At 69.2% G+C, this 24,707-nt stretch carries 23 protein-coding genes and 1 riboswitch; of the genes, 8 read left to right on the top strand and 15 right to left on the bottom strand.

What is annotated here, in order from left to right:
- Positions 1–2 precede the first annotated feature (2 nt).
- The 3 genes from modA to ACQVBX_RS06040 form a co-directional block, all read right to left on the bottom strand.
- Positions 3–764 carry a molybdate ABC transporter substrate-binding protein gene (modA, locus tag ACQVBX_RS06050; protein ID WP_431637142.1) on the bottom strand — a complete coding sequence of 254 codons (762 nt, stop codon included), beginning with the start codon at positions 762–764 and terminating at the stop codon, positions 3–5.
- Between the two features lie 74 nt (positions 765–838).
- Positions 839–2,074: an MFS transporter gene (locus tag ACQVBX_RS06045; RefSeq protein WP_431637140.1), complete on the bottom strand. Its 1,236-nt coding sequence runs from the start codon at positions 2,072–2,074 to the stop codon at positions 839–841.
- A gap of 77 nt (positions 2,075–2,151) precedes the next feature.
- Positions 2,152–2,502 (bottom strand): helix-turn-helix domain-containing protein, encoded by a 351-nt coding sequence (locus tag ACQVBX_RS06040; protein WP_431637138.1) that lies wholly within the window; start codon positions 2,500–2,502, stop codon positions 2,152–2,154.
- A 283-nt stretch (positions 2,503–2,785) separates the two neighbouring features.
- Here ACQVBX_RS06040 and ACQVBX_RS06035 point away from each other — a divergent pair, with 283 nt between their 5' ends.
- Both ACQVBX_RS06035 and ACQVBX_RS06030 read left to right on the top strand, forming a co-directional pair.
- A complete protein-coding gene (locus ACQVBX_RS06035) occupies positions 2,786–4,471 on the top strand; it encodes a methyl-accepting chemotaxis protein (protein ID WP_431637137.1) in 1,686 nt (561 codons plus the stop codon).
- A 104-nt stretch (positions 4,472–4,575) separates the two neighbouring features.
- Positions 4,576–6,510: a putative bifunctional diguanylate cyclase/phosphodiesterase gene (locus ACQVBX_RS06030; protein ID WP_431637136.1), complete on the top strand. Its 1,935-nt coding sequence runs from the start codon at positions 4,576–4,578 to the stop codon at positions 6,508–6,510.
- 65 nt (positions 6,511–6,575) lie between these two features.
- Here ACQVBX_RS06030 and ACQVBX_RS06025 read toward each other — a convergent pair whose 3' ends face one another.
- The 7 genes from ACQVBX_RS06025 to ACQVBX_RS05995 all read right to left on the bottom strand — a co-directional run bounded on the left by ACQVBX_RS06025 (position 6,576) and on the right by ACQVBX_RS05995 (position 14,159).
- Positions 6,576–6,926: a hypothetical protein gene (locus tag ACQVBX_RS06025; protein WP_431637134.1), complete on the bottom strand. Its 351-nt coding sequence runs from the start codon at positions 6,924–6,926 to the stop codon at positions 6,576–6,578.
- Between the two features lie 15 nt (positions 6,927–6,941).
- Positions 6,942–8,249 carry a voltage-gated chloride channel family protein gene (locus ACQVBX_RS06020; protein WP_431637132.1) on the bottom strand — a complete coding sequence of 436 codons (1,308 nt, stop codon included), beginning with the start codon at positions 8,247–8,249 and terminating at the stop codon, positions 6,942–6,944.
- 79 nt (positions 8,250–8,328) lie between these two features.
- A riboswitch (Fluoride riboswitch) is annotated at positions 8,329–8,396 on the bottom strand.
- Positions 8,397–8,465: 69 nt separating this feature from the next.
- The gene (locus ACQVBX_RS06015; RefSeq protein ID WP_431637130.1) at positions 8,466–9,071 is read right to left on the bottom strand and encodes a nucleotidyltransferase family protein; all 606 of its coding nucleotides are present in this window, start codon (positions 9,069–9,071) and stop codon (positions 8,466–8,468) included.
- A complete protein-coding gene (locus ACQVBX_RS06010; RefSeq protein ID WP_431637129.1) occupies positions 9,068–10,162 on the bottom strand; it encodes an XdhC family protein in 1,095 nt (364 codons plus the stop codon). Before ACQVBX_RS06010 ends, ACQVBX_RS06015 begins: the two co-directional genes overlap by 4 nt.
- 143 nt (positions 10,163–10,305) lie before the next feature.
- The gene (locus ACQVBX_RS06005; protein ID WP_431637127.1) at positions 10,306–12,528 is read right to left on the bottom strand and encodes a xanthine dehydrogenase family protein molybdopterin-binding subunit; all 2,223 of its coding nucleotides are present in this window, start codon (positions 12,526–12,528) and stop codon (positions 10,306–10,308) included.
- A gap of 23 nt (positions 12,529–12,551) precedes the next feature.
- Positions 12,552–13,553, bottom strand: coding sequence for an FAD binding domain-containing protein (locus ACQVBX_RS06000; protein ID WP_431637126.1), 1,002 nt, complete (start codon positions 13,551–13,553; stop codon positions 12,552–12,554).
- A gap of 12 nt (positions 13,554–13,565) precedes the next feature.
- Complete coding sequence (locus ACQVBX_RS05995) at positions 13,566–14,159, bottom strand: (2Fe-2S)-binding protein (RefSeq protein ID WP_431638122.1); 594 nt, start codon at positions 14,157–14,159, stop codon at positions 13,566–13,568.
- Positions 14,160–14,459: 300 nt separating this feature from the next.
- Here ACQVBX_RS05995 and ACQVBX_RS05990 point away from each other — a divergent pair, with 300 nt between their 5' ends.
- Complete coding sequence (locus ACQVBX_RS05990; protein ID WP_431637124.1) at positions 14,460–14,921, top strand: Hsp20/alpha crystallin family protein; 462 nt, start codon at positions 14,460–14,462, stop codon at positions 14,919–14,921.
- Positions 14,922–14,973: 52 nt separating this feature from the next.
- Here the strand turns inward: ACQVBX_RS05990 and ACQVBX_RS05985 are convergent, their stop codons facing one another.
- The gene (locus ACQVBX_RS05985; RefSeq protein WP_431637123.1) at positions 14,974–15,417 is read right to left on the bottom strand and encodes a host attachment protein; all 444 of its coding nucleotides are present in this window, start codon (positions 15,415–15,417) and stop codon (positions 14,974–14,976) included.
- Between the two features lie 149 nt (positions 15,418–15,566).
- Between ACQVBX_RS05985 and ACQVBX_RS05980 the strand changes: the two genes are divergently transcribed.
- On the top strand, positions 15,567–15,866 hold the full coding sequence (locus tag ACQVBX_RS05980; RefSeq protein WP_431637122.1) for a hypothetical protein: 300 nt from the start codon (positions 15,567–15,569) through the stop codon (positions 15,864–15,866).
- A gap of 39 nt (positions 15,867–15,905) precedes the next feature.
- On the opposite strand, the gene ACQVBX_RS05975 is transcribed toward ACQVBX_RS05980, so the two are convergent.
- Entirely contained in the window at positions 15,906–16,355 is a 450-nt protein-coding gene (locus tag ACQVBX_RS05975) for a CBS domain-containing protein (RefSeq protein WP_431637120.1), read from the bottom strand.
- 356 nt (positions 16,356–16,711) lie between these two features.
- On the opposite strand from ACQVBX_RS05975, the gene ACQVBX_RS05970 reads away from it, so the two are divergent.
- Together ACQVBX_RS05970 and ACQVBX_RS05965 are read left to right on the top strand one after the other, a co-directional pair.
- Entirely contained in the window at positions 16,712–18,010 is a 1,299-nt protein-coding gene (locus ACQVBX_RS05970) for an alpha/beta family hydrolase (protein WP_431637118.1), read from the top strand.
- Positions 18,007–19,281 (top strand): erythromycin esterase family protein, encoded by a 1,275-nt coding sequence (locus ACQVBX_RS05965; protein ID WP_431637117.1) that lies wholly within the window; start codon positions 18,007–18,009, stop codon positions 19,279–19,281. Before ACQVBX_RS05970 ends, ACQVBX_RS05965 begins: the two co-directional genes overlap by 4 nt.
- A gap of 65 nt (positions 19,282–19,346) precedes the next feature.
- On the opposite strand, the gene ACQVBX_RS05960 is transcribed toward ACQVBX_RS05965, so the two are convergent.
- Entirely contained in the window at positions 19,347–20,177 is an 831-nt protein-coding gene (locus ACQVBX_RS05960) for a universal stress protein (RefSeq protein ID WP_431637115.1), read from the bottom strand.
- 272 nt (positions 20,178–20,449) lie between these two features.
- Between ACQVBX_RS05960 and ACQVBX_RS05955 the strand changes: the two genes are divergently transcribed.
- The gene (locus ACQVBX_RS05955; protein WP_431637113.1) at positions 20,450–21,277 is read left to right on the top strand and encodes a universal stress protein; all 828 of its coding nucleotides are present in this window, start codon (positions 20,450–20,452) and stop codon (positions 21,275–21,277) included.
- A gap of 6 nt (positions 21,278–21,283) precedes the next feature.
- Here ACQVBX_RS05955 and ACQVBX_RS05950 read toward each other — a convergent pair whose 3' ends face one another.
- Entirely contained in the window at positions 21,284–22,138 is an 855-nt protein-coding gene (locus ACQVBX_RS05950; RefSeq protein WP_431637111.1) for a universal stress protein, read from the bottom strand.
- A 9-nt stretch (positions 22,139–22,147) separates the two neighbouring features.
- A complete protein-coding gene (locus tag ACQVBX_RS05945) occupies positions 22,148–23,629 on the bottom strand; it encodes a SulP family inorganic anion transporter (protein ID WP_431637110.1) in 1,482 nt (493 codons plus the stop codon).
- 337 nt (positions 23,630–23,966) lie between these two features.
- Between ACQVBX_RS05945 and ACQVBX_RS05940 the strand changes: the two genes are divergently transcribed.
- Complete coding sequence (locus ACQVBX_RS05940) at positions 23,967–24,695, top strand: cyclic nucleotide-binding domain-containing protein (RefSeq protein ID WP_431637108.1); 729 nt, start codon at positions 23,967–23,969, stop codon at positions 24,693–24,695.
- Positions 24,696–24,707: the final 12 nt, after the last annotated feature.

Here is a 24,707-nt window from a genome sequence, read left to right as displayed (position 1 = left end):
GCTCAGGGCGCCAGGAAACCGGCGTTGGCGAGCAGTTGCTGGCCCTGCGTCGAGCGCACGAAGGCGATGAAGTCGCGCGCCTTGGCCGCATGCTTGCTCTGCGCAACGACGGCGATGGGGTAAGTGATGGGCGCGGTCGACGGAACACGCAGCGCCACGTCCACCTTGCCGCGGGCAATGGCCGCGTCGGTGGCGTAGACGAAGCCGGCGTCGACTTCGCCGCGCACCACGTAGTCCAGGCACTGGCGCACGTTGGCGGCGAGCACGGTCCTGTCCTGCAGGCGCGGCGTGAGGCCGGCGCGGTCGAGCACATTCTTTGTGTAACGACCCACCGGCACCGAGGCCGGATCGCCCCAGGCGATGCGCTTGAACGCGGCGCCGGTGAGGTCATTCAACGTGGCGACCTTGGCGCCGCCAGCCGGCACGATCAGCACCAGCTGGTTGGCGGCGAAGTCCACCCGACTGCCCGCGGTAATCGCGCCCTGCGACTGCGCCTTATTCATCGCCACCTGGTCGGCCGAGGCGAACACATCCGCCGGCGCGCCGTTGGCGATCTGCCTCAGCAGGGTGTCCGACGAGCCGAAGTTGAGCACCACGTGCGTACCCGGATGCTGCTCCTCGTATGCCTTGGCCACGTTCTGGAACGCGTTGGTGAGGCTGGAGGCGGCCGAGACGACCAGGTCATCCGCCCGGGCAGGTCCGGTCACTGCGGCGATGGCGAACGCGATGACGGCGAGGCAGCGATGAAGCGTGGGGGTGCGCACGGGATGCCCCTTCCGGCTCGTTATGTAGATCGCTATATAACGACGAAATCCCGCACGGGACAAGCGCTGCGGCCTCAACGACTGCGGGCGAGGGCGAGCGTGCCGGCGAGCATCAGCACCGCGGCGAGAGCGAAGCCGGCGGCCGGCGAATGCAGGCTCCAGGCCAGCCCCACCGCCGCGCTGGAAACAAATTTCGCCACGCCGTTCACCGTGCCCAGCGCGCCGTAGCTGGTGGCCAGCCGCTCGGCCGGCACCATCGCCGCGGTGACGGTGGACTCCAGCGCTTCCTGCGTGGCGACGTAGAGCCCGGCCACGAAAAAGATGCCGGCCAGCGCCGGCACGCCGGCACTGCCGCGCCAGAACACCAGCGCCGTCATCGCCGCGGTGAGCACGCCCAGCCCGTAGCCGGCCAGCAGCAGCGGGCGATGCCCCACGCGATCGGCCAGCGCGCCGATCGGAAACGAGGCCAGCACCTGCACCACGTTGCGGCCGACGTAGAGCAGGCCTGCGACCTGCGCCGCGCGAACTACGCCCATCGCCGGCGTGAGCAGGGTGGTGGCGGCGAGGATCAACAGGCTGTGCGAGAAATCGCCGATGCCGAACAGCCCCACCGCCCCGAGGTAGCGCTTGAACCGCCGTGGCAGCGTGGACAGCGAATGCATCAACTGCAGCGCCGGATTGATCGAATGCTGCGGATCGCGCACCAGCAGCAGAAACGCCAGCACCGCCAGTGCGCCGGGAATCAGCGACAGCCACAGCACCAGGCGGAACGGCCAGGCCGCGTCGTGCGCGGGCAGGGTCTGCGCCCAGCCGAGCAGCGCCACGCCCAGCAGCGGCCCCGCCACCGCGCCCAGCGTGTCGGCCGCGCGATGAAAGCCGAACGCACGGCCGCGCGTTTCCTCGCTCACCGCCTGCACCACGATGGCATCGCGCAGCGGCCCGCGCAGACCCTTGCCGAACCACGAAAGCAGTCGGCCAGCCAGCAGCAGCGGCCAGCCCGCGGCGAGCGCGATCAAGGCTTGTCCGGCCGGCGTCAGCGCATAGCCGATCAGCACCAGCGCCTTGCGATGGCCGAGCTTGTCGGCCACGTGGCCGGCGATCATCTTGGTGAAGCTGGCCACCGCATCGGCGGCCCCTTCGATCAGGCCCAGCGCCGCCGCCGGCACGCCCAGCACGGCGAGAAAGCCCGGCAGGATCACCGTGGTGGTTTCGTAGCAGAAGTCGCCCAGCGCGCTGGTAATGCCGGCGCCGGCCACGGTGGGGTTCAGCCAGTGCTTGCCGACCGGAGGCGGAGTTGCGGTGGGTGCCATGAGAAAGGTTTTTAGGCGCGGGAGCAGCCGGACGAGGTGCCTGGAGCTTAGCGCGGCGGCCGTGCCTGCATGGGCGATCAACCGTCGCGCGGAGGAGCGAAGGGGCTGGTGAAGTGGCGGCTGCGTAGCCGGCGCCGGCTCTTTCGCAGCAGCGTGTCGACGAGCGTCGCCCGATCGCGCCGGCCGTCCAGGCGGCAGTCCAGGAAAACGTCCATGAGCACGCCGGCATCCACCCCCAGCGCATCGCAATAGCGCACGTATTCCATGACGTCGAGACGCCGTTCGCCCCGTTCGCATTTGGAGACGTAGGACTGGGTCGTTCCCAGCCTGAGCGCGAGCGTGGCCTGGGTAACCCCAAGGGCCTCGCGGACTTGTTGCATGAAGTCCAGCAGCAGGCGGTATTCGTGGTTGTGGATGGAACGCATCATTGCGCAACTTCAGTCCGGTGAGGCACCGTAGGCGGCGATTGCAATTAGTCCAAAACGGAATAATTTGCGTTTAAGATCGGACCTGTCCTGTCGTTAATGACCACGCCAGCCCGTCCGTCCCGATCGGCTGACCGGCATTTCCGGCCGCGGGATGAATTCGGGAAACGTGCCCACCGGCTTACGGGTGGGACAACAAGCGCATTGAAACCAAGGCGTCCCGAACAGACCGGCGGCGGCAATCGACCACGCGGGCGTTAGGGCCTCACCCATCTGGAGAACAGGCATGCATTTTCCGCAGTGGTCGATCAAGGTCAGGTTGATAGTCACGCTGGGCACCCTCGCCACAGTGCTCGCAACCGTTGGCGCCATGGGCATCAACGATTTGAACAGCAGCAACGCCGCATTACGCGACATGCATGCGAACAAGCTAATACCCACGATGTCATTGGCGCGTGCTCTGGATCTCCTTGGCGGCGAGCGAACCTCGCTGCATCGCGCCCTGGGCACGCGCGACGCCGCACACGCCGATGCATTCCAGCAATCGCTGAGGCGTGACGACGGCGATCTCGCGCAATTACTTGCGACGTTTCACGCGGCGGAGCTGTCGCCGGACGAAAAAACCATCAGCAAGCGACTGGATGGCGATTACGGCGATTTCCGCAAAACCATGGATACGGCGGCCAAGTCACTGGACGCCAAGCAATACGACCAGGCCATGCAAACCATGGATGGCGCCGGCGAAAAAAGTTACACGGCGCTGCGTGGCGATATCGGCGATTTGTTTACGCTGCAGGACAAGATTTCCGCGGCCGCTTACGCCACCGATGAGCAACGGGCGTCGCGCTCGGCCAAAACCACCATGGCGTCCATTGCCTTTGGGCTGCTGCTGAGCGGAGGGATCGGTTTCCAGCTGGTGCGCTCGATCTCGCGCTCGCTGGCCGAGGCCATGCGCGTGGCCAACAACATCGCCGGCGGCAAGCTCAACAACCGTATCGAGCGCATCTCGGGAGACGAGGTGGGCCGCCTGCTGCAATCGCTGGCCGACATGGACGCCAAGCTCGCCGAGGTGGTGCAGGACGTGCGTGCAGGCTCCGAATCGGTCAGCACGGCCGCTCGGCAGATCGCGCAGGGCAACGACGACCTGAGCCAGCGCACGCAGGAACAGGCTTCTAGCCTCGAGGAGACGGCCGCCTCGATGGAGCAGATGACTGCCACCGTCAAGCAGAACGCCGAGAACGCCTCGCACGCTAACCAGTTGGCGCGGGGTGCGCGCGAACAGGCCGAGCACGGTGGGGCCGTGGTCAGCAAGACGGTCGAGGCGATGGGCGCGATCTCCGCCTCCAGCCAGAAGATCGCCGACATCGTGGGCCTGATTGACGAGATCGCCTTCCAGACCAACCTGCTCGCGCTGAACGCGGCGGTGGAAGCTGCCCGTGCCGGCGACCAGGGCCGCGGCTTCGCCGTGGTGGCCTCGGAAGTGCGCAATCTCGCCCAGCGCAGCGCGCTGGCGGCCAAGGAGATCAAGACGCTGATCGGCGACAGCGTCGAGCGCGTGAAGATGGGTTCGGGCCTGGTAGACGAGTCCGGGCGCGCGCTGTCGGCGATCGTGGAGAGCATCAAGAAGGTCACCGACATCGTGGCCGAGATTGCCGCGGCGAGCACCGAGCAGTCGGCCGGCATCGAGCAGGTGAACATGGCCGTGACGCAGATGGACGAGGTCACGCAGCAGAACGCCGCGCTGGTGGAAGAGGCCGCCTCGGCCAGCCGCGCCATGGAGGAGCAGGCCATGAGCCTGCGCCGGCAGGTGGCCTACTTCCACACGGAAGAGACGCCATCGGCATCGGCGAGCACCGAGCCGGAGGCGCGGATCAGTCGTGCGCACCGGGCGCATGGCCATCCGGTCGAGCGGCGGCTCGCGTCGGAGCGGCCGCATCGGGCCGAGGACAAATCCGTCTGGAAGGAGTTCTAGGCGAGCCAGGCCCGGCCGTCGTCGCGGTGCGACGTACTGCCGGGTGGCCGCCACGGGACACCCGGCGGCCTGTGCACGGAACACCCACCTGCGCGGAGCGTTGAATGATGCAGCAACCGACACCTGCCCCCTGGGGCGACCTGCAGCGGCAATCGGGACGGCTGGCCTGGCGCTACGCCTTGCTGGGCATCGTCTGGCTGGCAGTCTCGGACACCGTGGGCGGGTGGCTGCCGCCCGGCCGAGTGCGCGACCTGTACTTCGCCACCAAGGGCGTGGTGTTCGTGGCCCTCTCGGCCCTGTTCATCCACGGCCTGCAGCACCGGGCGATTCGCCGCTTCATCGAAAGCCGCAGCGAGATCGAACGGCTGGAGCAGGGTTACGCGGAGCTGATCGACAACCTGCCCATTCCCTGCTTCGTGGTGGAACCCGATCACGGCGTGATCCTGCACGCGAACCGCGCCGCACGGGAGGTGTACGGGGTCGGCTCCTCGCCAAGGCTGGCGCGGTGCCTGCGCGACCTGGACGTGGCGGCCGGCAGCTCGCTGTGCGCCAGCGACCGCAGCAGCCGGCGGTGCAGCGAGCAGTTGGCGAAGCACCGGCGCGCCGACGGCAGCGAGTTCGACGTGCGCCTGTTGAGCACCCACCTCAGCCGCGCCGACGACGAGGTCGATGTGGTCATGTGCCTCGACGTCACCGCCCAGCTGCGCGAACAGGAGCTGCAGCGCCTGCAGGCGGGCATCGATCCGTTGACCGGCCTGCTCACGCGCAGCGCACTGCGCGAGCGGGTGGCGCGAGCGATCCGCGAGGCGCCGGGGCACCAGCAGATGGCGGTGCTGTTCATCAACATCGATCACTTCAAGCTGATCAACGACACCCAGGGACACCCGAGCGGCGATCTGCACCTGCGCGAGGTCGCCACCCGCATCGGCGCATTCGCCCACGAGGACGTCATGGTGGGGCGCTTCGGCGGCGACGAGTTCGTTGCCGTGATGACCCGGCCACAGACGCCGATGGCGCCGATCGTGCTGGCCAGGAACATCCGCAGCGCGGTGGCCGGCACCGCCGGCGGCGAGGATTTCGCGGTAGCCCGCACCTGCAGCATCGGCATCGCCTGGTGGCCCGAGCACGGCGCCGACGTGGATACGCTGCTCAGCGCGGGCGATGCCGCCCTGTGCCATGCCAAGCAGGCCGGACGCGATCGCGTGGTGCAGTTCGACCCGAGCATGCGCCGCGAAGCGTGGCGCTACGTGGAACTGGTGCAGGGCCTTCGTCAGGCGCTGGCGGCCGATCGCCTGCATGTGCGCTACCAGCCGCAGTTCTGCCTGGCCAGCGGGCGCATCGTGGGGCTGGAGGCGCTGTGCGCGTGGCGGGAGGCCGGCGGCGTGGAGATCAAGGCCAGCGAGTTCATCCCGGTGGCCGAGCGCAGCGGGCAGATCGTGGAGCTGGGGCAATGGGTGCTGCGCGAGACGCTGGCGCAGGTGTGCCGCTGGCTGGCCGATGGCGTCTACGACGGGCCGGTGGCGATCAACGTGTCGCCCGTACAGCTGCGCCAGGCCGGCTTCGTCGACTTCGTGCAGTCCACCATCATCGCCACCGGGCTGCGTACCCAGCTGGTGGAACTGGAGATCACCGAGACCGTCGCACTGCACCTGGACGAGGAACTGCGCACCAACCTGATCCGCCTCGCCGGCATGGGCATCGCCATCGCCATCGACGACTTCGGGCGCGGCTACTCGAGCCTGTCGCATTTCAAACGGCTGCCGATCACCCGGGTGAAGATCGACGCCTCGTTCGTACGCAACGTGGATCGCCTCTCCGACAGCCAGGCGATCGTCAACTCCATGCTGCAGATGGCCCGCGCGCTGGGCATCAGCACCGTGGCCGAGGGGGTGGAGCGCAAGGAAGAGGCACTGTGGCTGCGCGCACACGGCTGCGATGCCGTGCAGGGCTACCTCTACGCGCGTCCGGCAGCGGCCGACGCGCTCGACCTGGGGCTGCGTTACGTACTCGACGACGGTGGCGTGGTATCCGGTGCCTGAGGGTGCCGTGGCCGGGGTACGGCCATGGCCACGGATGCTTCGGGCGCCGTCCCTGGCGCCTCGGATCATGCGTTTTCCGGCAGCAAGGCCTCGCAAGGCATGAACAGCGCACGGACCTCCTTCAGCAAGGTTCCATGCTTGGCCCAGAACTCGCGCAATGTGCTCTCCAGGTCGATCAGTTCAATACAGTGAGGAAGGCGCGGATGGGCGCCTTCGATGTGCCGCACGCTGGGTTTGTCTCCGGCGAGGTAGCCGCTGTGCACCTGGTGCACGAGCACCTGGCCGATTCCCTCCAGGTGGGCGCTCTTGAGCACGTGGGCGGCGACGGATCGGGCATTGAGGCGATCCCATACGGTGCGTGGTTCGAGCCGGGCCGATTGGTGGAAGTAAAGGCGAAGGGCAGCGAGATTGTTCATGAGGGTCTCGTGGAATCAGGAAGCGGAGTCGGTTGCGGCAGCCAGACGGGTGCGCCGGAGCGCAGGGATATCGGCCAGGCGGATGCCCTCGGGCCAGGACAGGTGCTTGGCGTGCCCCACGCGTTGCGAGCGGTAGATGCCGGTGTGTCCGGAGAACAGGTAAGCGACCACGCAGGCCAGTGCCGCATAACAGCCCACAGCAGGACCGAAGAGCTCGATCGCCATCACCGTGGAGGCGATCGGCGTGTTCGCCGCACCGGCGAACACGGCCACGAACCCCAGGCCGGCGAGCAGATAGAACGGCAGCGGCAGTACGTGGCCCAGGGCGTTGCCCAGGGTGGCGCCGATGAAGAACAGCGGCGTGACCTCGCCGCCCTTGAAGCCCGAGGCGAGGGTCAGCGCGGTGAACCCGAACTTGCCGGCGAAGTCGTACGGCGGCAGCGGATGCACGAAAGCCGCCTGGATCGTCGGGATGCCCAGCCCCAGGTACTGACGGCTGCCCAGCGCGAAGGCGAACGCGGCCACCAACGCACCGCCGACGAACAGCCGCAGCGGCGGGTACTTGATCACGCGCTTGAACAGTGCAGAGAGCGCGTGCGTGGCGTCGGCAAACAGCATGCCCACCAGCCCAAAGCAGATGCCTGCCGCTACCGTCGCCAGCAGGCCGCCAATGCCGATCGCGGGGACCGCGCCCATCGCGTAGAGCGCATGATGGGTGCCCAGTCCCAGCGTCACCTGGTCGGCAATGACCGCCGAAAGCACGCAAGGCAGCAGGGCGTCGTAGCGGATCCTGCCGATGGCCAGCACCTCCAGGCCGAAGATCGCGCCGGCGAGTGGCGTACCGAATACCGACGCGAAGCCGGCGCTGATACCGGCCATCAGCAGGATGCGGCGATCGTCCGTGCCCAGGCGCAGCCGATGGGTGACCTGGTCGGCCAGGGTGCCGCCCATCTGCACCGCGGTACCTTCACGGCCGGCCGATCCACCGAACAAGTGGGTGACCACGGTACCGGCGAACACCAGCAGGGCCATCCGCTTGGGCACGATCTTCTTGGGATCGTGGATCTCGTCCAGCAGCAGGTTGTTGCCGCCTTCCACGTCTTTGCCGACGCGGTGATACACCCAGCCGACCAGCAGCCCGGCGAACGGCAGCAGGGCGAGCATGTAACCGCGCGAGGTCTGCACGGCAGTGGCCCAGTCGAGTGACCAGAGGAACAGGGCGGAGGCCGCGCCGACCAGCACGCCGACGATGGCCGACAGCACCAGCCAGCGCCCGAGCAGCGGCACCATGGCCGCCTGTTCGGGTACGGAGAAACGTTTCATCGGGAGTTTTCCAGGTTCGAGGTTGCTCAAAACCTGGACAGGCCGAACCGCGGGCACACGCCTACGTCTCCCTGTCCAGGGGTACGTAGGCATCATCAGCCGATGGGGGGCGGCGGTTCGCGGAGGAATGCCATCTCCGGATGGCGCGCATGGTAACCCAGGAATCGCGGTTGGCAAGCTCGCCCGCGGGTTGACGGATAGACGTCTGGATGTCCGTCAGGGTGCAGCGCTGGTGCGATGCAGATCGTCTGGAGTGTCGATGTCGGCAAGGTCTGCGCCGTAGGGCGCAGGATCCACTTCCAGCACCCGCGCGTGCTCTTGGCGCAACCAGCACTTCGCTCCTTGCGCGCCGCGGGCTTGGGCGAGCACCTCGTAGTCCGAACGCGGAAACAGCGCCGGTGGACCGGCTCCGCCGGATTGGGCAGTGGCGATGATCTTCCCAGGCGAGCGCGCGTGCTCGTCAAGCAGATGTCCAAGCAGCGCCGTGCCCAGCTGCGGCTGGTCGGCCAGCATCACCAGCACCCCGCTGGTGTGCGGATGGGCTTGTTGCACGGCGCGCACGCCGGCGGCCAGCGTGCTGCCCAGGCCGTCGCGCCAGCCCTCGTGCACCACCGTTTGCAGCGGCAGGTCGGCGAGTGCACCAGCCACCCGCTCGGCGCCAGCACCGAGCACCACGAGCACCGGCACACCGCAGGCGAGAGCCTGACGGGCCGCACGGCGCACCATCGGTTCGCCGTCGATCATCGCCAGCTGCTTGAGGCTGCCGAAGCGGCTCGCTTCGCCGGCGGCGAGCAGCACGATCACCGGCGACGACGCGCTCATCCGTGGATGGCGCCGTCGTTGTCGCGCAGCGGGCCGCCGCTGCGCGCGTTGATCACCGCCATGATCTCGGCGGCGACGGCGAGCGCGATTTCTTCCGGCGTCTCCGAGCCGATGTCGAGCCCCGCCGGGGCGTGCAGACGCAGGCCGTGGAGCTCGGAGGCGTGACGCATGCGCGAGACCCGCTCGCGCGAGCCGAGCGAGCCGACGTAGGCGACCGGCGCGTCGCGCAGGGCGGCCAGCCAGGCGATGTCGCGCTCCAGGTTGTGGGTCATCACCACCACCGAGCTGTGCGCGTCCAGCGGCAGCGCCTCGTGCAGCTGTTCCGGCGTGGTGCACAGGGTGCGCAGGCCAGCGGGCAGATCGGGCGACTGCAGCCGTGCCGGATCGTGGTCGACCAGGGTGGTCTGCCAGCCCAGCGCGGTGGACAGCGGCAGCAGCGCGCGGGCTGCTGCGCTGGAGCCGATCACCACCAGCGCGTGCGGCGGCTGCACCGGCTCGATCAGCACGTCTAGCGTGCCGAGCGGCGAGGCGAGCTGTTGCGTAGTGGCCCCGCGTGCGCGGTGTGCCGCGCAGGCATCGGCAATGACGGCGCCGGTGGCGGCATCGTCTATGCCGTTGAACAACACCTGCTGCGCGCTCCACACCATGCGCTGCGGGGCGATCACCTGGCCGTCGACAGCGAACAGCGTGGCCAGCTGCGCATCGATGCGGGCCGCCAGGCACTGCGCGAGGCTGTCGGCGAACGCGGTCGCGCCTGCCGGCACCAGCGGCTCGATCAGGATCTCCAGCTCGCCGCCGCAGCCCATCTCCATCAGCACGTCGAGCCCGGACTCGCTGTTGTAGTGCACTCGCCGCGGCGCGCTGCTGGCGATCACTTCCAGCGCGCGCGCCACGATGTCGCGCTGCGGGCAACCGCCGGAGAGCTCGCACACCACGCGACCGTCGTGCAACACCAGCATGTGCGTGCCGGGGCGGCGGAAGGTAGAGCCGTGTGTGCGGGTGAGCGTGGCCAGCGCGGCGCGCGGTTCGCCGCCGTCACGCAGTGCGCGCAGTGCGTCGAGCAGTTGGGTGAGTTCGTGGGGGGAGTTCATCGTGGGGCAGGGCGGAAGTCGACGTGAGTCACGCGGTGCCTTTTCGCGGAGGGAACGAGGGGATGGTAACGGCTGCCGTGGCGAGGTACGCGCAGCCGCGGTGGCGGCATGCCGATGCAGGGCATGCCGCACAAGCGGCGCGGTCAGACGACCGTCGACGTGAGCAAGTGCTCGATCTTCACCGGCAGGTCCCGCACGCGCACGCCGGTGGCGTGGTGCACGGCGTTGGTGACCGCCGCGGCGAAGCCGGCCAGGCCGATCTCGCCGATGCCGCGGGCGCCCAGCGCGTTGAGCTTGGTATCCGGGTAGTCGAGGAACAGCACGTCGATCTGCGGCGCGTCGGCGTGGGTGGTCATCACGTAGTCGGCCAGGTTGCTGTTGATCGCCTTGCCGTGACGGCGCTCATACTGGGTCTCCTCGAACAGCGCCATGCCCACGCCCATCGCGATGGCCCCTTCGATCTGGTTGCGCCCGGTCATCGGATTAATGATGCGCCCCGCGTCGATCGCGGTGACCACGCGGCTTACCCGTAGCCGCGCGATCACCGGCTCCCACGTCACCTCGACGAAGTGCGCGCCGTAGGAGTGCATGGAGTACTTCTTCGCCTCGGCGTCGCCGAAGGTGTCGCGCGAGGTGCCCTTGCCCTCCACGTGCGCCAGCCGCGCCTGGCCCAGGATGTCGGCGAACGGCACGCCTTCGTCCGGCGTGCTGCTGCGCAGATGCACGCGGCCATCGGTGAAGGCCAGCTGCCCGGTCTTGGCGCCCTGGAACGCGCCATGGCCGCTGGCCGTCTGCAGCAGTTGCTCCACCGCCTTGCCGGTGGCCTGAGCCACCGCGGGCACCAGCGAGCCGGTGACCATCGAACCGCCGGACAGCGGGCCTGGCGGCAGCGCGCTGTCGCCGATCACCACCTTCACGCGATCGATGGCGATGCCGAGGTCGTGCGCCACCATCTGCGCCAGCATGGTGTAGGTGCCGGTGCCGATGTCCTGCGTGCCGCTGGCCACGCGCACGCTGCCGTCGGCGTTGAGCAGCACCGACACTTCCGCGCCCAGGCGCTGTGCCATCCACGCGCAGCAGGCCACGCCCCAGCCCAGCACCTTGCCGTCCGCCCGCATGGACCCGACGGCCGGATTGCGCTTGGCCCAGCCGAAGCGGGCGGCGCCTTCGGTGAGGCATTCCTTCATGTGGCGCGAGGAGAACGGCAGGTTCGTGCTCTCGTCGATGGACGGCTCGTTGCGCAGGCGCAGCTCCACCGGATCGATCTTCAGCGCCAGCGCCAGCTCGTCCATCGCCGACTCCACCGCAAACAGCCCAGGCACCGCGCCGGGGCCGCGCATGGCGGTGTTGGGGGCAATGTCGCGACGGGCGCAGCCGCTGGTGATCTTGAGGTTGGGCGTGGAATACAGGAACGCGGTGGCCTCGCCGCAGTCCTCCTTGGTGTGGTCCGTGCGCGAGGTGCGATAGAGGAAGTCCTGCCGCAGCGCGACCAGCTTGCCGTCGTGGGTGGCGCCCAGGCGCATGCGCTGCTGGGTGTTGGTGCGATGGCCCACGTTGTGGAACATCATCTGCCGCGTCACCACCAGCTTCACCGGCTTGCCCAGGTCACGCGCCGCCGCGGCGGCGAGCAGGGCGTGCGGCCACGGCCACAGCTTGCCGCCGAAGCCCGAGCCCAGGAACTCGGTAACGATGCGCACGTTCTCCTTCGGCACGCCCAGCATCTGCGCCATCACGTCGCGGTGGTTGATGATCGACTGGGTGGTTTCGTACAGGGTGAACGCCTTGCCGTCCCAGGTGGCGACGCTGGCATGCAGCTCGATCGGGTTATGCGTCTCCGGCGGCGTGGTGTAGGTCTGGTCGACCGTCACCGGCGCGCCGGCCAGTGCCTTGTCGACGTCGCCGCGCTCGGAGTCGGTGGTCCGCTTTTCCTCGGCGGTGAGCTGCATGCGCACGTCCGGCGCCTGCACGTTGCGGTAGCTCACCTTCACCGCGCGCGCTGCAGCGGTGGCCTGCTCGAAGGTGTCGGCCACCACCAGCGCCACGTACTGGCCGTAGTAGCGCACGGTATCGTCGTCCAGCGGCGGGCGCGCCTCGTCGATGTAGCCGGACTTGCCGGGCTTGTAGAAGCGCCGGATGTTGGCGCGCGTGTAGACCTTGCGCACGCCGGGCATGGCGGCAGCAGCGGAGTCGTCGATGGACGCCACCTCGCCGTGGGCAATGGTGGCGCCCACCGGCACGGCGTAGAGCAGGCCGGGAAAGTGGTAGTCGGAGCTGTAGCGGGCGGCGCCGCTGACCTTGAGCGGGCCGTCCACGCGGGCGTGGCCGTGGCCCAGGGCGGGCAGGGTGCGGGATGCGTCGGGTGCCATGAGTTCTCTCTCCTGCGCGGCGCTTACGCGGCGGCCACGGTGGCAAAGGCGTGGGTGAGGCAGCGCTTGGCCAGCTCCACCTTGAAGGCGTTCTCGCTCTGCGGCTTCGCGTCGCGCAGCGCGGCGTTCGCGGCGGCGGCGAAGGCATCCGGGCCGGCGGGCTGGCCGAGCAGGGCCTGCTCCGCTTCCACCGACCGCCACGGCCGCGTGCCCACGCCGCCCAGCGCCACGCGGGCGTGGGTGATGCGTCCGTCCTCGGTACCGAGCACCACGGCGGCCGAGGCCAGCGCGAACTCGTAGGAGGCGCGGTCGCGCAGCTTGAGATAGTGCGACCGCGCACCGCGCGTGGGCGGCGGCAGCAGCACGTGGGTGATCAGGTCACCCGGCTGCATCACGGTCTCGTGCTGTGGCGTGTCGCCGGGCAGCAGGAAGAAGTCGGCGATCGGCACGGTGCGCTCGCCCTTGGCGCCCTGGATCACGATGCGCGCCTCCAGCGCGGCCAGCGCCACGTTCATGTCGCTGGGGTTGGTGGCGATGCAGTGCTCGCTGGTGCCCAGGATGGCCAGGTTGCGGTTGGCGCCGTCGATGGCCGGGCAGCCACTGCCGGGCTCGCGTTTGTTGCACGGCATGTGCTCGTCGCGGAAGTACATGCAGCGCGTACGCTGCAGCAGATTGCCGCCGGTGGTGGCCATGTTGCGCAGCTGGGCCGAGGCGCCGGCCAGCAGCGCTTCGGACAGCACCGCGTAGTCGCGCTTCACCTCGGCATGGTTGGCGAGATCTGCATTGCGCACCAGCGCGCCGATCTTCAGGCCGCCATCGGGCGTGCGCTCCACCTTGGCCAGCGGCAGGCGGTTGATGTCGACCACCTGCGCGGGCGTTTCCACGTTGAGCTTCATCAGGTCGAGCAAGGTGGTGCCGCCGGCGACGAAGCGCACGCTGGCGCCCTGCTGGGCAGTGGGGGAACGGGCGCCGGCGTCGATCGCCTGGCGGGCGTCGGTGGCGCGGAGAAAGGTGAATGCCTGCATGGTGTGTCTCCCTCAGCCCTTCCGGACCTGCTGGATCGCCGCGACGATGTTGGGATACGCGCCGCAGCGGCAGATGTTGCCGGCCATGGCTTCCTTCACGTCCGCATCGTCCGGGCCCCAGGGTTCTTTCAGCAGCGCGGTGGCCGACATGATCTGGCCGGAGGTGCAGTAGCCGCACTGGTAGCCGTCGTGCTCCACGAACGCTTGCTGCATCGGGTGCAGATGGCCGGGCTGGCCGAGGCCTTCGATGGTGGTCACCTCCTCGCCCTCGTGCATGGCCAGCAGGCTCAGGCAGGAGTTCACCCGCCGGCCGTTCACGTGCACGGTGCACGCGCCGCACTGGCCGTGGTCGCAGCCCTTCTTGGTTCCGGTGAGGTGCAGGTGTTCGCGCAGACCGTCGAGCAGGGTGGTGCGCGGGTCGACGGTGAGCGTCTGCGGCTGGCTGTTGACGGTGAGCCGCACGGTGACCTGACCGGCGTCGTCGGCGGGGGCCTCATCGGCGGGCATGTGCGCCATCGCGGTGGCCGCCAGCGCGTGGCCGCCCAGGCCCAGCGTGGTGGCCGCGCCGGTCATGCCGACCATCTGCAGGAAGCCGCGCCGGCTCAAGGTGACGTGCACCTCATCGGTGCGATCGGTGGGCGGGGTAGGGGCGGGCGGACGCTCGGTCATGGCGACTTCTCCGGAAGCGGCGGTGGCTGGCGAAAACATCGGGGAGTGACGGCGCGGGCTCCGCGCAGGCAACCGCAGCAAGGTACACCCGCACCGGTAAAACGGCAGTGACGGCGTGCCCCGGATGAACCGTCACGGCAGGCTTGACCTGCATCAACGTGGGTGCCGCTGCACCGCCACAGACTCGACGACGCGCGGCAATGGCGCTGCGCCGCTCTCATTCTGGAGGACTACCCCATGACCACACTTGCCCGCTGGAACCCCTTCAAGGCTGCTGCCCGGCTGGACCCGATGAGCAGCTTCCCGATCAGCCGCTTCGACGACATGTTCCGCAGCCTGGCCAGCCCGTCGCTGTGGCGCGAGATGGAGATGGCGCCGGACATGCGCCTGGACGTGACCGAAAAGGACAACGCCTACCTGGTCAAGGCCGACCTGCCCGGCGTGGACAAGCGCGACATCGAGGTGTCGGTGGAAGGCAACCAGGTGGCGATCAGCGCCGAGGTGAAGCGCAGCACCGAACAGAAGGACGACGAGCACACGCTGTGCAGCGAGCGTTACTACGGCAAGGTGTATCGCGCCTTCAGCCTGCCGGCGGAGATCGACAGCGCCAAGGCCGATGCGCATTACGAAGGAGGAGTTCTTACCCTCACCCTGCCCAAGAGCGGCAACGGCGCCAGCCGGCGTATTTCGGTGAGCTGATCCCGACGACCGGCGCGCCGCGTAGACGCGGCGTGCCGGTGGCGGTGTTCGGTCAGGCCAGCAGCTGGTGCGGCAGGCGGCTGCGGATCTCCTCGCCCGGCAGGGCGGTGAAGTCGTGCTGCACTTCGCCGCTGATGCAGTGGCTGAGCTGCTTGTCCATCACGCCGTGCAGGGCCCCCAGAAAGCGCGGCGGCGCCACCAGCACCAGGCGCTCGTAACGCTGGTCGTTGCGGCCGCGTTCCAGCGCTTGCCCGAGCATGTGCGCGAAGCGCTCGGTGCTCTTGTCGCGCAGGGTGGTGTGCGGCTCGATCGCATGCCGCGCGCCGCCCATGCTCTCGTTCACGCGCGGGGCGCGCTCGGTGGTGGCATGGCGTCCCGGGGCGCGGCCGTCGGGGTTGGCGAAGCACGCCACCTCCTGCCAGGGCTCGCTGCGTCCGGTGGCCTCGAACACCCGGGCGCGCGCGGCGTCGGCAACCAGAATCCACGTCGATGTCATTGCTTCCTCCTGCCCGTTGGGGCGTGTGCCTGCGATGGTCTGTATGGGGCACTGTAGGCACCGCCACGGCACCGCCCCTTGATGCGTATCAACTGGCGACGGGTGCCCCCGGGCTAGGGTGGCGGCGACCTTGATCGAAGGAGTGCGCCGTGAACCAACCTATCCATACCGACCGCCTGCGCCGCGACTTGGGCCTGATCAACAGCGATCTCGAACGGCTGCTGCACGATGCCGCCGACGACGCCGGTGGCCTGGCGGAGGAAGCGCGGGCCAAGCTGGTTTCCGTGCGCGACCAGTTGGTGGAACTCGAACGCGATGCGGCCGGACGTGCCGGTCGGCGCATGGCGCGTGCGCGAGAGCGTGTGCGCGAACAGCCGTGGGTGCTGATCGGCACGGTGGCCGCGGGCGCCTTTCTGCTGGGGCTGCTGGGCCGCGGTCGCTTCGACTGAGGCGCCGCCGGGCAGCGGCCCTGGCGGCGCGCTGTCGGTTCAGGGCCGTTCCTGCATCTCGCGCGTCTCCTCGCGGGTCAGCGCCTCGCCCAGGTCGACCATCTGCGCACCGAGCGCACCGTAGATGTCGTCGGCGCTGACCATGCCCGCCAAGCCGCCCTTGGCGTTGAGCACCGGCAGGCGGCGCACGCCGTGCTCGCGCATGGTGAGGATGGCGGCGAACAGCCCTTCGGATTCGGTGCAGGTGACCACCGGCCGGCTCATGATCTGGCCCAGCGTGAGCTTGTCCGGATTGCCGCCGGTGGCGACCACCGCCACCACGATGTCGCGGTCGGTGACGACGCCCACCGGAATGCGCTCGCCGTTGGGCTTCTCCACCACCACCAGGGCGCCGACGTGATGCTGACGCATCGCCTCGGCCGCGTCGCGCACGCTCACCGTGGCCTGGGTGCTCACCACCACACGGGTACAGAGGTCGGCAATGCGCATGGACGCGCTCTCCGGTTGGACAGGAAGGGATGGCTCGACGTGGGCCGAGCTCGCGTGCCGCGGCCGGTGCGCGCCATGTGGCCAGTGATGCGGCACGCGCCCCACCGCGTCACCCGCGATCGATCACGGCGCGACGTGCGCAGCAGGTACAGGCAGAGGGCATCGGCGGCTCCGGCGCAGCAGGGCATGCGATCACTGTGCGTGGCTGCGGTCGGCCGTTGTTGATCTGCATCAAGCGCAGGCGCGATCGGCTTGATGCAGGTCAACGCGGCGACTCGCCAGGCGGCCGAGCATCGCCGGGCGGTGCGTCGCGAGGGGGCCTGCATCGCAGTGGAAGGGACAGCGGAGGACTCCCCATGGCAGCGACCTATACCGAAGGGTTCGTCGATCGCGCCGACGCCGGCGAACAGCTGGCCCGCGCACTGCGAATCTACCGAGGCCAGCATCCCCTGGTGCTGGCGATACCCCGCGGCGGTGTGCCGGTGGGGCGGGTGATCGCCGATGCGCTCGACGGCGAGCTGGACGTGGTGCTGGTGCGCAAGCTCGGCGCGCCGAGCAATCCGGAACTGGCGATCGGCGCCGTCGACGAGCAGGGGCGCGTGTCGCTGAGCGACTACGCCGCGGCCACCGGGGCCGACGAGGCGTACGTGGCGCGCGAGACCGCGCAGCAACTGGCGTTGATCCGCCAGCGTCGTCATCGCTACCGACCGCGGCATCCACCTATCGATCCGGCGGGGCGGGTGGTGATCGTGGTCGACGATGGGCTGGCCACCGGCAGCACCATGCGCGCGGCCCTCGCCGCGGTGCGCGCCCGTCATCCCGCGAGCCTGATCTGCGCCGTGCCCGTGGCCGCACCGCACAGTCTGGTGGAGCTGAAGGGGCAGGCCGATGACGTGGTCTGCCTCAGTGCCCCGCCCGACTTTCGCGCCGTGGGGCAGTTCTACCAGCGCTTTGAGGCGGTGCCGGATGAAGAGGTGATCGAACTCCTGGCCGCCGCGCCATCGACGAAGGCGGCGACGGCCATGCAGAGCGTGCAGCTGCACCTGGACGGCGTGACGCTGCAGGGCGATCTCACCGTGCCGCCCCAGGCGCGCGGCGTGGTGATCTTCGCCCACGGCAGTGGCAGCAGCCGGCTCAGCCCGCGCAGCCGGGCAGTGGCCGGCGTGCTACATGAGCATGGTCTGGCGACGCTGCTGTTCGATCTGCTCAGCACCAGCGAGGACGCCGATCGGCGCATGCGCTTCGACATCGCCTTGCTCGCCTCGCGGCTGGGCCGGGCCGTGAGGTGGGCGGCGGGTGTGCCGGCGTTGCACGCGCTGCCGGTCGGCCTGTTCGGCGCCAGCACGGGCGCGGCGGCGGCGCTGGTGGTTGCCGCGCAGCAGCCCGAGCGGATCGCCGCCGTGGTTTCGCGCGGCGGCCGTCCCGATCTGGCCGGCACCGCCGCGCTGGCGAAGATCACCGCGCCGACGCTGCTGATCGTCGGCGGCGCCGATACCGACGTGATCATGCTCAACCGCCAGGCGTTGGCACTGATGCAGGAAAGCGCCGAGCTGGTGCTGGTGCCGCGCGCCACCCACCTGTTCGAAGAGCCCGGCGCACTGGAGCGCGTGGCCGCGCTGGCCGCGGACTGGTTCACCCGCTGGCTCGTCGCATGAGCACGATCGTTGCCACGCCACTGGAGGCGATCCGCGCCATGGCGGTGCGTCTGGACGAGGCGGATCACGACTACGACGCTCTGCTGGACGCCAGCGTGGGACGCCAGTTCGTGCTGCTCGGCGAGGCCACCCACGGCACCCGCGAGTTCTACCGGATGCGCGCAGACATCACCCGCCGGCTGATCGTCGAGCAGGGCTTCGACGCCGTGGCTGTGGAGGCGGACTGGCCCGACGCCTGGCACCTGCACGATTACGTCGGCGGCGGCAGCGAATCGCTAGCCCAGGCATTCGACGCCTTCGAACGGTTCCCGCGCTGGATGTCGCGCAATGCCGACGTGCTGCCGTTCATCCGCTGGCTGCGCAGCTACAACCTGCGGCGCCGCCCCGAGACGCAGATCGGCTTCTACGGGTTGGACATGTACAGCCTGTACCGCTCGGCCGCGGCGGTGGTGGCCTACCTGGAGCGGGTCGACCCGGAGCAGGCCGAGCTGGCGCGCGAGCAGTACGCCGCGCTCGACCACGTGCGCGATCCGCAGCGCTACGGCTACGAAGCGGTGATGGGACTGCGCCCGGATTGCCGCGAGGCCGTGCAGCAACGCCTGACCGAGCTGCTGCAGCGCGCGCCGGATTACCGCCAGCACGACGGCAGCACCGCGCGCGAGGCGCAGTTCGCCGCCGAGCGCAACGCGCACGTGGTGGTCAGTGGCGAGGCCTACTACCGCAGCATGTTCGCCGGCCGCCAGAGCAGCTGGAACCTGCGCGACTACCACATGACGCAGACCCTGTTTGCGCTGGAGGAGTATCTGCGCGCGGGTGGCCGCGCCGGGCGGCTGGTGGTGTGGGCGCACAACTCGCATCTGGGCGACACCCGCGCCACTCAGATGGGCCACGCCGGCGAGTGGAACGTAGGCCAGCTGGTGCGTCGGCGGGTCGGTGCGCGCGAGGCGTTGCTGGTGGGCTTCACCACCTATACCGGGCACGTGACCGCCGCCAGCGAGTGGGGCGGCGAGCCGGCGCGCAGCGACAGTTTCGAGGCGCTGCTGCACCACACGCGGCTGGACCGTTTCTACTTGCCGCTGCAAAGCGCGGCGGCGAGGGCGCTGCAGGATCCGATGCTGGAACGCGCCATCGGCGTGATCTATCGGCCCGACACCGAGTACGCCAGCCACTACTTCAGCGCCTCGCTGTCCGAGCAGTTCGACGCGGTGTTTCACCTGGACGAGACCGAGGCGGTCGAGCCGCTCGATGACGATGCGGAGATCGTCGACTAGCGATCACCGGCCAGTGATGGTCAACCGGGCGTGCCGGCCGCTCGCCGGCCGGCAACGGCGAGCGCTCAGTGCCGCAGGAACAGCGGCAGCGTCGCGTGCTGCAGCAGGTAATCGGTGGTCTCGCCCAGCCGCGCCTCGCTGCGCCGGGCCTTGCCGCTGGCGCCGGCGATCAGCAGGTCGGCGCGGTGCAGCGATGCCGCCGCCAGCAGCGCATGCCCGGCCGCGGTGCCGTGCGTGGCGACGGTCTCCTGGCTGGCCTCGATGCCGTGGTTGCGCAGGTGCGTCAGCGGATCGAACGGCGGCTGCAGCGCCACGATCCGCTCGCTCTCACGCGGATGCGCCGCGCGCAGCAGCCACACGTCGTTGGCCTTGCGCAGCAACGGGATCGCCGCATGCAGCGATCGCGTGGACGCCGACGAGCCATCCCAGGCCACCACGATGCGCTCCAGCCGTCCCATGACGCACGAGGTGAGCGGCACCACGATGCACGGCTGGCCGGACAGCAGAACGCTGCGCAGCAGCGCGGCCATGGGCCCGGCGTCGATCTGCACGGGCCGGCCCAGCACCACCAGGTCGGCGGTGGCGGCGGCCGCCTCCAGCACGTCGCGCGGATCGCCCAGCGCCACTTGCCAGTGCGTCTCCTCCACGCCCAGGCCGCGCGCCCAGGCGGCGAACTCGCGCCCGGCCAACATGGCGTAGTGCACCTCGTCGGTGGCCTCGGCCATCCATTCGGCCAGCCCGGAAGTGACGTTGCCGGCCGCCGGCATCACCGGCAGCGGCTCGCCCGCGTGCAGCCCGGTGAGCGACGCGCCCAGGGTCGCGGCCAGTTCCGCGGCGTAACCCGCGCAGGAACTCCACTGGCGAAAATCGCTGCAGTAGGTGAGGACGTCGCGCATGCCCGCTCCGGAGGGAGGGACGGACGCTTGGGCGCTGAAAGGAGTCGTCATGGCAGACGCGTACATGCGCACCGCACACCGAGGGAAAAGAGGGTTCGAGCACACCTTGCACGCGTTGGATCGGGCGATGCTTGATCCATGTCATCCCGGGCGCTCGGGGCGATGCATGATCGATCCGCTCCGGCGTCGATGCGCGCGCGGTTGATCCCGATCAATCCTCCGCCGGGCACGCGCTGGACACTGGTCACCTCCGGCAATACAGGCGACTGGCCATGAACGATTTCCTCATCCACGTACGCTCACTCGACGCCTGGACGCGAGCGGCCGAATACGGCGTGCGGCTGGCGGCGCTGACCGGATCGGCGGTGACCGGCGCGTTCGTGTATCCCTCGCCGCTGCAGTTGGCACCGACCTACAGCTCGCCCGAACTGCTCGAAGCGATCCTCGCCAGCACGCGCGAAACCGCCGCGCTGGCGAAAGCGCACGCGCAGCCGTTTCTGCACTGGGCACGTGAGCAGGGCGCGCCGCAGGCAGCGTGGCATGCGGCCGAGGGCGATGTGGCTGGCGCGCTGGCGCACATCGGCACCTGGCATGACCTGCTGCTGCTCGATCGCGGCGCCGATCCGGCCACGCATGCGCCGGCAGAACTGGCCCGGATCATCCTCAGCGTGGGCCTGCCGTGCGTGCTGGTGCCGCGCCATACGATCGCGCGGGTGTCGCTGGACTGCATCGCCATCGGTTGGAACGGCTCGCAGGAGGCGGTGCGTGCGATCCACGCGGCGATGCCACTGCTGCAGCGCGCTTCACGGGTGGTGCTGCTGGAAGGGCCGCTACGCCGCACCTACCCGGAGATCACCTGGAAGCCGCCGCTGGACATCGACCTGTACCTGCAGCGCCACGCCGTGCATGCCGAACACCGACCGCTCGCCAGCGATGCCGGCGAGGCAGGCGAGGCCCTGCTGGAAGGCGCCGCCCAGGTCGACGCCGACCTGCTGGTGATGGGCGCCTATGGCCGCAGCCGCTTCAGCGAATGGGCGCTGGGCGGCGCCACCCGGCACGTGCTGGCCGACGCCGCGCTGCCGGTGCTGCTGCGCCACTGAACGTGTTCAGCGCAGCAGCAGGATCGGCACCAGGCAGCTGCGGATCATCGTGGTGGTCGTGCTGCCCACGATGAGCTGGCGGATGCGCGAGTGACCGTAGGCACCCATCGCTACCAAGTCGATCGCATGGGTGCGCACATAGTCGGCGATCACTGCGTCCGCGTGGCCCGGGATGGTCTCCATACGCGCCTCCACGCCTGCCGCATCCAGCAATTGGACGGCCCAGTGCATAGCCGCCTTGCTCTCGGCCGACTCGCTGGCTGCCATCACGACGTGACATTGCAGGCCCGCGAGCAGCGGATGACGGGCAGCGAGCTCCACCGCCTTGCGTGCGCTGGGGCTGCCGTCGAAGGCGATCAGCACCCGCTCGATCGGCTTGAACGCGCGCGAGGCCACCAGCATCGGGCGATCGATCGCCCGCGCCACGCGTTCCACGTTGGAGCCCAGATGCAGCTTGGCCATGTCGGCGGCCTCGCCGCGCTTGCCCATCACCAGCAGGTCGAAGCCCGACTCCAGCTCGGCCAGCGCATCCACCAGGTCGCCGTGGCGCAGGCGCGGATGGGCCGGTTCCACGCCCTGGGCGCGGGCCTGCCGCACCGCTTCGTCGAGCAGGGCGCGGCCGCGCTCCAGCGCCAGCTTGCTGCGCTGCTCGTCCAGCGCGGCCAGTTCCTGCAGCAGGGCTTCGTTGCTGCCCAGGCCGATGCTGCCGCTGAGATTGGCGGTAACGGCATGCTCGGGATGACGGTCCAGCGTGTGCATCAGCTCCATGCCCGCGCCCAGGCGCGTCGCGGCCCAGATGGCGTGGTCGAGCACGCTCTGCGTGTAGATCGAATGGTCCAGACAGGTCAGTACGGTGTTCATGGTGTTGTCCTAGTGGCCCATCAGTTGTTCGACGGCGTTGGGCTTGTCGTGCACACCCAGGCGATCGACCAGGGTGGCACTGGCCTCGTTGAGGCCGTGCACCACTACGTCGGTGCCTTCACGGCGCAACTTCAGCACCACCTTGTCCAGTGCGCTGACGGCGGTGAGATCCCAGAAGTGCGCGCGGCTGACGTCGATGCGTACGCCGTCCAGCGCCTCGCGGAAATCGAAGCCGGCGATGAAGCTCTCCGCCGAGGCGAAGAACACCTGGCCGGTGACGCGGAACTCGCGAATGCGCTCGTCGGCGCTCAACGCCGAACCGATGTGCAGCAAACGGCCCACCTTGCGCGCAAAGAACAGCGCACTGAGCAGCACGCCCACCAGCACGCCCTTGGCCAGGTCATGCGTGCCCACCACCACCGCCACGGTGGCCACCATCACCACGCTGGACGACTTGGGATGCGTGCGCAGGTTCTTCACCGACGACCAGCTGAAGGTGCCGATCGACACCATGATCATCACCGCCACCAGCGCGCCCATCGGAATCAGGCTTACCCACTGGCGTGCGAACACCACCAGGATCAGCAGAAAGATGCCCGCGCACAGCGTGGACAGCCGCCCGCGGCCGCCGGATTTCACGTTGATCACCGACTGCCCGATCATCGCGCAGCCGGCCATGCCGCCGAACAGGCCCGAGACGATGTTCGCCGTGCCCTGCCCGATGCACTCGCGGCTCTTGTTGCTGGACGTGTCGGTGAACTCGTCCACGATCGCCGCCGTCATCATCGATTCGAGCAGCCCCACCACCGCCATCGGCAGGGAGTAGGGCAGCACGATGCGCAGCGTCTCCAGGTTGAACGGCACCTGCGGGAACAGGAACGTGGGCAGGCTGTCCGGCAGCGTGCCCATGTCGCCCACCGTGCGCACGTGCACGCCGGCCAGCACGGTGAAGATCGTCAGCACCACGATGCAGATCAGCGGCGAGGGGATCACCTTGGTGAAGCGCGGCACGCCGTAGATGATCGCCAGCCCCGCCACCACCAGCGCGTAGACCTGCCACGGCGCGCCGATCAGCTCGGGCAGCTGCGCCATGAAGATCAGTATCGCCAGCGCGTTGACGAAGCCGGTCACCACCGATTTGGAGACGAAGCGCATCAGCGCGCCGAGCTTGAACACGCCGGCGAGTATCTGGAACGCGCCGGTGAGCAAGGTGGCGGCCATCAGGTGCTGCAGGCCGTGGTCGCGCACCAGGGTCACCATCAGCAGCGCCATCGCGCCGGTGGCGGCGGAGATCATGCCCGGCCGGCCGCCCACGATGGCCACGGTGACGGCGATGCAGAACGAGGCGTACAGGCCTACTTTCGGGTCGACGCCGGCGACGATGGAGAAGGCGATCGCCTCGGGAATCAGCGCCAGGGCGACCACGGTGCCGGCGAGCACGTCGGCGCGAACGTTGGAGAACCACTCCTTGCGGAGGTTCGTCAGTTGCATGGGGAATATCCGGTCAAACGCGCGCCGCCTCCACCGTCGGGTAGAGCTTGACAACGCCAGGGAATGAAGGGCTCGACCGCAGGGCGGGAGCAGGCGGCAACGGCGGGCGGAACGCTACGGTGGCGGAGCGCCGCAAGCGTCGGGCGCGAAGGCCGAAACGGAAAAATCGATCGTAAGCATCGGCGAACTTTAGCAGAGGGCGGCAGCAAAGAACCGCGGCAAGGCTCGCCGGCGCTGTTACACACCGTTACAAACGGTTGCCGGATTGCGTTCGTGGGAGCACGACCGGGCGCTAGGGTGGCACTGCACCTTTCCCAGGCACGCCGAGGAACTTCCCATGTCCAGCATTGCCCACGATCTTGCCGCTCCTGTTTCCAGCCTCGCGCACGAAGCCATGCAGCCGCACCGCGTGGACGATGTCGACATCGACATGCTCCGTCGCCACATGACGGTGATCCGTCGCAAGGTGCTGGCCGGGCAGTACGTGTACCGGGCGGGCCAGCCGTTCCACTCGCTGTTCCTGGTGCATGCGGGCTTCCTCAAGAGCTGCGAGCTGGCGCAGGACGGACGCGAGCAGGTCACCGGATTCCGCATGCGCGGCGACTTGGTCGGCGTGGAGTCGATCGGGCTTGGCCACTACTCCTGCGACCTGGTGGCGCTGGAAGACAGCGAGCTGTGGGAGCTGCCGTATCCGCCGGTGTTGCTGGCCTGCCGCGAGCTGCCGCATCTGCAGACGCGGCTCACCACGGCGTTGGCCGAGGAGATCCGCCGCGACCGCCTGTGGATGCTCTCGTTGGGTACGTTGAGTGCCGAGCGCCGGGTGGCCGCGTTCCTGTTCGATGTGGCCCAGCGTCACGCGGCGCTGGGCTTCAGCCCGCGCCATTTCATCCTGCGCATGGGGCGCGCCGACATGGGCAGCTTCCTCGCGCTCAAGCACGAGACGGTGACCCGCGCGCTGTCGCGGTTGGCCGAACTGGGCTACATCGCCGTGCAGCGGCGCGAGGTGCGCGTGCTCGATACGGCAGCGCTGGCGCGTCTGGCCGGGCAGGGCGTGGCGGTGCACTGAAGCGCCCCGCGC

It is taken from the genome of Dyella thailandensis, assembly GCF_050749815.1.
Taxonomy (GTDB): domain Bacteria; phylum Pseudomonadota; class Gammaproteobacteria; order Xanthomonadales; family Rhodanobacteraceae; genus Dyella_A.
Note: the sequence above shows the minus strand (reverse complement) of the source record. Positions and strands in the feature narration are given on the sequence as shown.

Bases quoted from the DNA above. Each gene is read 5' to 3' on its own strand.
- ACQVBX_RS05950 (WP_431637111.1), bottom strand. From the start codon at position 22,138: ATGAACACCGTACTGACCTGTCTGGACCATTCGATCTACACGCAGAGC.
- ACQVBX_RS05940 (WP_431637108.1), top strand. From the start codon at position 23,967: ATGTCCAGCATTGCCCACGATCTTGCCGCTCCTGTTTCCAGCCTCGCG.
- ACQVBX_RS05975 (WP_431637120.1), bottom strand. From the start codon at position 16,355: ATGCGCATTGCCGACCTCTGTACCCGTGTGGTGGTGAGCACCCAGGCC.
- ACQVBX_RS06030 (WP_431637136.1), top strand. From the start codon at position 4,576: ATGATGCAGCAACCGACACCTGCCCCCTGGGGCGACCTGCAGCGGCAA.
- ACQVBX_RS06015 (WP_431637130.1), bottom strand. From the start codon at position 9,071: ATGAGCGCGTCGTCGCCGGTGATCGTGCTGCTCGCCGCCGGCGAAGCG.
- ACQVBX_RS05945 (WP_431637110.1), bottom strand. From the start codon at position 23,629: ATGCAACTGACGAACCTCCGCAAGGAGTGGTTCTCCAACGTTCGCGCC.
- ACQVBX_RS05960 (WP_431637115.1), bottom strand. From the start codon at position 20,177: ATGCGCGACGTCCTCACCTACTGCAGCGATTTTCGCCAGTGGAGTTCC.
- ACQVBX_RS06025 (WP_431637134.1), bottom strand. From the start codon at position 6,926: ATGAACAATCTCGCTGCCCTTCGCCTTTACTTCCACCAATCGGCCCGG.
- ACQVBX_RS05990 (WP_431637124.1), top strand. From the start codon at position 14,460: ATGACCACACTTGCCCGCTGGAACCCCTTCAAGGCTGCTGCCCGGCTG.
- ACQVBX_RS05955 (WP_431637113.1), top strand. From the start codon at position 20,450: ATGAACGATTTCCTCATCCACGTACGCTCACTCGACGCCTGGACGCGA.
- ACQVBX_RS05970 (WP_431637118.1), top strand. From the start codon at position 16,712: ATGGCAGCGACCTATACCGAAGGGTTCGTCGATCGCGCCGACGCCGGC.
- ACQVBX_RS06045 (WP_431637140.1), bottom strand. From the start codon at position 2,074: ATGGCACCCACCGCAACTCCGCCTCCGGTCGGCAAGCACTGGCTGAAC.
- ACQVBX_RS06000 (WP_431637126.1), bottom strand. From the start codon at position 13,553: ATGCAGGCATTCACCTTTCTCCGCGCCACCGACGCCCGCCAGGCGATC.
- ACQVBX_RS05965 (WP_431637117.1), top strand. From the start codon at position 18,007: ATGAGCACGATCGTTGCCACGCCACTGGAGGCGATCCGCGCCATGGCG.
- ACQVBX_RS05985 (WP_431637123.1), bottom strand. From the start codon at position 15,417: ATGACATCGACGTGGATTCTGGTTGCCGACGCCGCGCGCGCCCGGGTG.
- ACQVBX_RS06020 (WP_431637132.1), bottom strand. From the start codon at position 8,249: ATGAAACGTTTCTCCGTACCCGAACAGGCGGCCATGGTGCCGCTGCTC.
- ACQVBX_RS06010 (WP_431637129.1), bottom strand. From the start codon at position 10,162: ATGAACTCCCCCCACGAACTCACCCAACTGCTCGACGCACTGCGCGCA.
- ACQVBX_RS06035 (WP_431637137.1), top strand. From the start codon at position 2,786: ATGCATTTTCCGCAGTGGTCGATCAAGGTCAGGTTGATAGTCACGCTG.
- ACQVBX_RS06005 (WP_431637127.1), bottom strand. From the start codon at position 12,528: ATGGCACCCGACGCATCCCGCACCCTGCCCGCCCTGGGCCACGGCCAC.
- ACQVBX_RS06040 (WP_431637138.1), bottom strand. From the start codon at position 2,502: ATGATGCGTTCCATCCACAACCACGAATACCGCCTGCTGCTGGACTTC.